Raw genomic sequence first — 7,305 nt, 5'->3', positions numbered from 1 at the left:
TAATTAAAACCTGACGGTTACGTAATGAATTTACGTGTTCACTCTTCAAGACTTGATACATCAAATAGTTTTGCGATATCAATCCTGCGAGTGCCCACACAGATTGTCTGATAAATTGTTAAAGAGCGTGCGACGCGGCGTGCAGCCTGCTGTCGCGAGGTGGCGTATATTACGCTTTCCTCTTTCAGAGTCAATTCATTTTTCAGAATTTTTCTCCGCTCCGGCGCCTGCCGGACTGACCTGCCAGCGTTGCCGCCGTGCCGTGTCAGTGGGTGCGCATTATAGGGCGCAGCGAGCCGCTGACAAGGGTTATTTGCAAAAAAAAGCGTAACAGCTGCTTTTTTATGCTTAAACGATTAAAAGGAACGCTTTATGGCTTATATATGCACAATACTACCGGCGGAAGCAGCGACATTTCCCTTGCTATCAATGCTATGATGTTACGATTGGCATTTCATATTGACGAGAAGGATGAGGTCAGATGATTAAATCCGCGCGCAGTATGGCCGGACTCCCCTGGATCGCTGCGATGGCTTTTTTTATGCAATCGCTGGATGCGACTATCCTGAATACCGCCATACCAGCCATCGCACGAAGTCTGAATCACTCCCCCCTGGCTATGCAGTCTGCGGTTATCAGCTATACGCTGACCGTGGCCTTACTCATACCGATTAGCGGCTGGCTGGCCGATCGCTACGGCACCCGTCGGGTTTTTGTTATCGCCGTATCGCTGTTCAGCTTCGGCTCCCTGCTATGCGCGCTCTCAGGCACCCTGACGATGCTGGTTGTTTCACGCGTAATTCAAGGGGTAGGCGGTGCAATGATGATGCCAGTCGCCAGGCTTGCTTTATTACGCGCCTATCCGCGCAGCGAACTGCTGCCGGTTTTGAACTTTGTCACTATGCCCGGCCTGGTAGGACCGATAATGGGCCCGCTGCTGGGCGGTATTCTGGTTACCTGGGCAACCTGGCACTGGATATTCCTGATTAATATTCCCATCGGGCTAATCGGCATCTTTTACGCCCGTCGCTACATGCCCAACTTCACCACGCCTAAGCGTCGTTTCGATCTGCTGGGCTTTTTACTGTTTGGCCTGGGACTGGTGTTTATATCCAGCGGACTGGAGCTTTTTGGTGAACGGATTGTCAGCTATACGGTGGCTTGCGCGGTGTTGTTTAGCGGCATTGTTTTACTACTGCTTTATATCGTGCATGCCCGCCGTCACCCCACCCCGCTGATAGGGCTGCCGATGTTCAAAACACGCACCTTTTCCGTGGGTATCGCCGGCAACATCGCCAGTCGTCTGGGTACGGGAGCTATTCCATTTTTGATGCCGTTGATGTTGCAGGTAGGCTTTGGCTATCAGGCAATTATTGCCGGCTGCATGATGGCGCCCACGGCGATTGGCTCAATAATTGCCAAATCAACGGTCACCCAGCTTCTTCGCTGGCACGGCTACCGTAAAACGCTGGTTGGCATCAGCATCATTATCGGCATCCTGATCGCAAGTTTCTCGCTGCAATCGCCGCAAAATAGCGTGATCTGGCTGCTACTGGCGCTGTTTGTGCTGGGTATGGCAATGTCGACGCAGTTCACCGCGATGAATACCATCACCCTGGCCGACCTGACGGACAATACCGCCAGCAGCGGCAACAGCGTGCTGGCCGTCACCCAGCAGCTCGCTATCGGCTTTGGCGTTGCGGTTAGCGCCGCCGCTCTGCGCTTTTACGAAAACTTTGACGCCACCACCGTCCAGCAATTTCATGCAACCTTTATCACCATGGGCGTCATCACTGTTCTGGCTTCGGCGGTATTTTTACTGCTGAAAAAAGGCGATGGTCGCAATTTGATTAGCGACAGTGAAAAGAAAAGCAAAAAGGAAGCCTAACGCACCGCTACCGAACCACGCACAACGAGTTCCGGCGTCAGCACTAATACCTGCCGGCTGGCGCCAGGATCAGCCAGCCGGTGCAGTAAAGTATCAATTGCCAGCTCACCTAAATCATCTTTCGGCTGATGAATAGTCGAAAGCGGTGGGCAAAGATAGCGCGCCAGCTCAATATCATCGTAGCCCATTACGGCAATATCGCCGGCGACAACCAACCCAGCCTCATGAATCGCGTGATAACCGCCTACCGCCATCGCATCATTACTGGTAAAAACGGCATGTGGCGGCCGTTTCAGCGCCAGCAGCTGCTTCATCGCGCTATATCCGCCAGAAAATTCGAAATCGCCATATACCAGATATTCAGCTTTAACGGGCAGGCCCGCCGCCGCCATCGCGTTTTGAAACCCCTCAAGGCGCAGCCGGGCTGGCGTTTTGTCCTGAGGCCCGGCAATGCACGCAATCTCCCGATATCCATTTTGGATCAGAAAGCGCGTGGCAAGCTCACCGCCTAGCAGAGAATTGTCCTGAATAATATCGCTGTCGCCATCAAACGGCGCCCAGTCCATCATCACGCTGGGAATTGAAGGGTAGCGCGTAAGAATATCGCGTGAAGGAGGATGACTTTCCGTACACATAATTAGCAAGCCATCCACGCGCTTTTGTAAAAGCGATTCCAGGCTGCGGTTCATGCGATCTTCATCGCCTTCGGTATTACACAGAATCAGACTGTAGCCGCGCTCATAGCAGCAGCGTTCTACACCGCGAACCACTTCAGAATAGAACGGGTTGCTACTGGCCGACAGCAGCATGCCGATAGTGCGCGTCTGGTTCATTTTCAAGCTGCGAGCCAGCGCAGAGGGGGCATAATTCAGCGCGCTGATCGCCTCCTCAACCTTTTCCCGCACCGCTTCGCTGACAAAGCGGTTGTTGTTAATGACATGCGAAACCGTCGATGTGGACACCCCAGCCTTGCGGGCGACATCCTTCATGGTAGCCACGCAAGTCACCCCTGCTGCTGCAGAAAACGATCGATCTCTTCACGTCGGGGCACTGAAGGCTGGGCACCTGAACGCGTAACGGCAATGGCGGCGGCGGCGTGAGCGAAGATAATCGCCTGATCCAGCGGCTGCGACTCCAGCAGAGCGGTAATCAGCGCGCCGTTAAAGGTATCGCCGGCCGCAATAGTATCCACGGCATCGACCTTAAACCCGGCGATCCGTTTACCCTCACCCTGTTCACTCAGCCAGACGCCACGGCTGCCAAGGGTGATAATAACCGTCGCAATACCTTTGCTGTGCAACGCTTCAGCCGCACGAGCCGCGCCGTTATCGTCGCTGACTTCAATCCCCGTGAGGATCTGCGCCTCCGTTTCGTTGGGCGTAATAATGTCTATCAGCGCCAACAGCTCGTCGCTAAGTTTTGCTGCCGGCGCCGGATTCAGAATCACCTTACCGCCGTGTTTCACTGCGATTTCTGCCGCCAGCTGCACGCTTTCAATCGGTGACTCCAGCTGCATTAGCAGCGCGTCAGCATCAGCAATGGTTTGCCGCTGCTTTTGCACTCGCTCCGGCGTCAAGGCGCCATTAGCGCCAGCATATATACCGATCGCGTTTTCGCCGTCACCGTTGACGTAAATCAGCGCTACCCCCGTGGCCTCGCCTTCAACCTCTTCAATCGCGGTAACATCTATTCCATCACGGCTGAACTGTTCACGCATCTGACGGCCGATATCGTCACTGCCAATGCAGGCGACAAAAGTAACATCTGCTCCCGCCCGCCCGGCAGCCACGGCCTGATTAGCGCCTTTGCCGCCGTAAGCAACCTGATATTGTTTACCGATCACCGTTTCTCCCGGGCGCGGGAACTGCGCCAGATTCAGGATATGATCGGCATTAATGCTGCCAAGTACAGCCAGTTTTCCGCGTTTCGTCATTACAGGACCGTCCAGGATAAAATTGAGCCGCCCGAGGTGCGAGCGGCAGATTAAATCGTTATTTCTGCGTAACCAGATTCAGATCAACCGGGATGATTTTTTGCACTTTTTCGCCTTTAAGCACTTTATCTGCGGTATCTACGCCAATAACGCCAATCTGATCGGGACGCTGCGCCACCGTAGCCGTCATCTTACCGCCTTCAACCGCTTTCACGCCATCAGCGGTACCGTCAAAGCCAACCACGATAACATCGGTTTTGCCTGCGGTCTGCAAAGCACGTAAGGCACCCAGCGCCATTTCATCATTCTGAGCAAACACCGCCTGCACGTCCGGATGAGCGGTCAGCAGGTTCTGCATGACGTTGAGCCCCCGGGTGCGATCGAAATCTGCAGGCTGGCTGGCGAGCACCTTGAAGTTATGCGCTTTAACGGCCTGGGCAAAACCTTCACCGCGCTCACGCGCCGCAGAAGTGCCGGCAATCCCCTGCAGCTCAATAATGCGGGCGCCATCACCCAGCTTTTTAGCGATAAAATCACCGGCCATTTTCCCGCCAAAGCGGTTATCGGAGGCCACGTGGCTGACCACCTCGCCTGCAGAAGCTACGCGATCGAGGGTTATTACCGGAATGTTGGCCTGATTTGCCATTTTAACGGCATTGCCCACCGCATCGGAATCCGTCGGGTTAATCAGCATCACTTTAGTTCCGCGCACCGTCAAATCCTGCACATTGGCTAATTCTTTGGCCGGATTGTTTTGCGAATCCAACACAATCAGGTTATAGCCAAGCTTATCGGCTTCCTTTTGCGCCCCCTCTTTAAGGGAGACGAAGAACGGATTGTTCAGCGTTGAAACGACCAGCGCAATGTTATCTTTTGCTAACGCACTGGCGCTAAAGGCCAGAGACAGAAGGACAGCCAGTGATGTCAGTTTTTTCATTTTGTACGTTCCTGTCAGGGTAGAACCCGGTCTGTATACGCAGTGACACAGAAACCGGGTAAGGTTTATTTGCTACTTTTGTTATCGATCAGAACCGCCACCAGAATCACCGCCGCTTTGACGATCATCTGGTAGTAGGAAGAAACGCTGAGAAGATTAAGACCGTTATTAAGAAAGCCGAGGATTAGCGCGCCAATCAGCGTACCGACAACCCGGCCTTTCCCACCGGCGAGACTGGTGCCGCCGAGCACTACAGCGGCAATCGCATCCAGCTCATAGCCGGTGCCCGCCGTGGGCTGCGCAGAAGAAAGTCGCGCCACTTCGATGGTGCTTGCCAGCGCAGCCAGCAGGCCACAAAGGGAATAAACGACTATTTTGACCCGATTAACGCTAATGCCAGAAAGACGCGTTGCGGCTTCATTACCGCCAAGTGCATAGATGTAACGCCCAAGACGGGTATGGTGCAGCATGTACCAGGCCAGCAGGAATACCAGCGCCATCAGCCAGACCGGAACCGGGATCCCCAGCAGCCGGCCAATACCAAACCAGCCAAACAGGTCGGCGTTTGCATCGAAGCCGGTATTGATCGGACTCCCATTGGTATAAACCAGCGTGGCGCCGCGCAGCAGTAACATCATGACCAGCGTAGCGATAAAAGCCTGAACTTTACCCTTTGCCACAATAATGCCGGTTACGGCACCGACCGCGGCGCCCAACGCCAGAGACGCAGCAACGGCCAGCAGGGCATTAACCTCAATGCCCACCAGCGACGCGGCAACGGCGCCGGTCAGCGCCAGCAGCGAACCTACGGAGAGATCAATACCCGACGTCAGAATAACCAGCGTCATGCCAACGGCCATAATGGCGTTTACCGAGGTCTGCTGCAGAATATTGAGCAGATTGTTTACGGTAAAAAAGTTGGGGCTGAGAAACGCTACGATGGCAATCAATACCAACAATGCAATCAGTGATTTCTGCTCAAGAAGCCAATCTTTGCTCAACCAGCGACGCTGAGAAGTAATAATTTGTGCGCTCATATCAGACCAGCTCCTCAGGTTGTTTACCGACCGCCGCCGCCATCAGGATTTCCTGAGTGGCTTCCTTTCTGGAAAAATTGCCGCTTAAGCGACCTTCATGCATGACCAGAATTCGGTCACTCATTCCCAATACCTCCGGCATCTCCGACGAGATAAGCAAAATACTCAACCCTTCGTCTTTGAATTGATTAATCAGCTGATAAATTTCTTTTTTTGCTCCCACGTCGACGCCGCGGGTCGGTTCATCAAGAATCAGCACTTTTGGCCTGGTCATCAGCCCACGGGCGATAGCGATTTTTTGCTGATTGCCGCCAGAGAGCAGGCCAACAGGCTGATCCATCGACGGCGTTTTAACATTGAACAAACGAATAAAATCGCCAACTGCCAGCTGCTCCTCGGCATGTTTCAACTGACCGCCGACGCGGCTGAAATAGCGCAGCGCCGTCAGCGACATGTTTTCTTTCACCGACATGCCGAGTACCAAACCGTCACGCTTACGATCTTCCGAGATATAAACGATACCGTTCTCCAGCCCCTCTTCAGGCGTACGCGTCTGCACGGCTTTTCCGTTCAAACGCATGGAGCCCGCGCTTTGTGGCAGCGCCCCGTAAAGTATTTTCATCAGCTCAGTGCGTCCGGCGCCCATTAGCCCGGAAATACCAAGAATTTCCCCCTGACGAAGGGAAAAGCTCACTGAATCAACGCCCGGTCCGCTAAGATTTTCAACTTCCAGCAGCACCTTACCCGGCGCTTTTTCGAGATGGGGATATTGATCTTCCAGCTTGCGCCCGACCATCATCTCAATTAGCGACTCTTCACTTAGTTCACTCACCGCCCGTTCAGCAATAAACTGCCCGTCGCGGAAAACGGTAACGTCATCGCAAATTTCAAAAATCTCTTTCAGGCGATGTGAGATATAAACAATGCCGCACCCCTGAGCCTTCAGATCGCGAATAACGTTAAATAGCGAAGCGGTTTCAGCATCCGTCAGGGCATCGGTGGGTTCATCCATGATGATGACGCGCGATTCAAAGCTGAGCACTTTGGCAATTTCAACCATTTGCTGATCGCCAATCGATAAATCCCCCACCAGCCGACGACTGCTAAAGCGCAGGTTTAACCGCTTTAGCAGGCTATCCGCCTGCTGATACATAGAAGTCCAGTTAATTTTGCCAAAGCAGTTGGTCGCCTCGCGGCCGAGAAAGATATTCTCGGCGACGGTGAGCTGAGGAATAAGATTAAGCTCCTGGTGAATAATGCCGATGCCGGCATCCTGCGATGCTTTTGGCCCGCTGAAGGCAGTTTCTTCACCCAGCCATTTCAGCGAACCGACATCGCGCGTATAAATGCCGGTAATGACTTTCATCATGGTGGATTTACCCGCTCCATTTTCCCCCACCAGCGCCATAACCCGTCCGGGATACACGCTGAGAGAGGCGCCGGAAAGGGCCTTCACGCCGGGAAAAGATTTTTCAATTCCGCTGAGCTGCAGTAACGGCTTCATCGCTAC

General features: G+C 53.6%; 6 protein-coding genes. 1 reads left to right on the top strand and 5 read right to left on the bottom strand.

Annotated elements, in window-relative coordinates; all coding sequences use genetic code 11:
• The first annotated feature begins 481 nt into the window (after positions 1-481).
• Positions 482-1,888: a multidrug transporter subunit MdtD gene (mdtD, locus tag BTJ39_RS10420; RefSeq protein ID WP_078002623.1), complete on the top strand. Its 1,407-nt coding sequence runs from the start codon at positions 482-484 to the stop codon at positions 1,886-1,888.
• Here the strand turns inward: mdtD and rbsR are convergent.
• The 5 genes from rbsR to rbsA all read right to left on the bottom strand — a co-directional run bounded on the left by rbsR (position 1,885) and on the right by rbsA (position 7,299).
• Entirely contained in the window at positions 1,885-2,886 is a 1,002-nt protein-coding gene (gene rbsR / locus BTJ39_RS10415; protein ID WP_422386035.1) for a ribose operon transcriptional repressor RbsR, read from the bottom strand. The two genes, mdtD and rbsR, sit on opposite strands and share 4 nt — an antisense overlap.
• Before the next feature lie 5 nt (positions 2,887-2,891).
• Positions 2,892-3,821, bottom strand: a complete 930-nt coding sequence (gene rbsK, locus BTJ39_RS10410; protein WP_078002621.1) for a ribokinase — start codon at positions 3,819-3,821, stop codon at positions 2,892-2,894.
• A gap of 58 nt (positions 3,822-3,879) precedes the next feature.
• The gene (gene rbsB, locus BTJ39_RS10405; RefSeq protein ID WP_078002620.1) at positions 3,880-4,758 is read right to left on the bottom strand and encodes a ribose ABC transporter substrate-binding protein RbsB; all 879 of its coding nucleotides are present in this window, start codon (positions 4,756-4,758) and stop codon (positions 3,880-3,882) included.
• 65 nt (positions 4,759-4,823) lie between these two features.
• Entirely contained in the window at positions 4,824-5,795 is a 972-nt protein-coding gene (gene rbsC, locus BTJ39_RS10400; protein WP_078002619.1) for a ribose ABC transporter permease, read from the bottom strand.
• A gap of 1 nt (position 5,796) precedes the next feature.
• A complete protein-coding gene (gene rbsA, locus BTJ39_RS10395; RefSeq protein WP_078002618.1) occupies positions 5,797-7,299 on the bottom strand; it encodes a ribose ABC transporter ATP-binding protein RbsA in 1,503 nt (500 codons plus the stop codon).
• Positions 7,300-7,305 lie beyond the last annotated feature (6 nt).

The sequence above is a fragment of the Izhakiella australiensis genome, from assembly GCF_002006995.1.
Taxonomy (GTDB): Bacteria; Pseudomonadota; Gammaproteobacteria; order Enterobacterales; family Enterobacteriaceae; genus Izhakiella; species Izhakiella australiensis.
The sequence above is the reverse complement of the archived record's forward strand: the minus strand, read 5'-3'. Positions and strand labels throughout refer to the sequence as shown.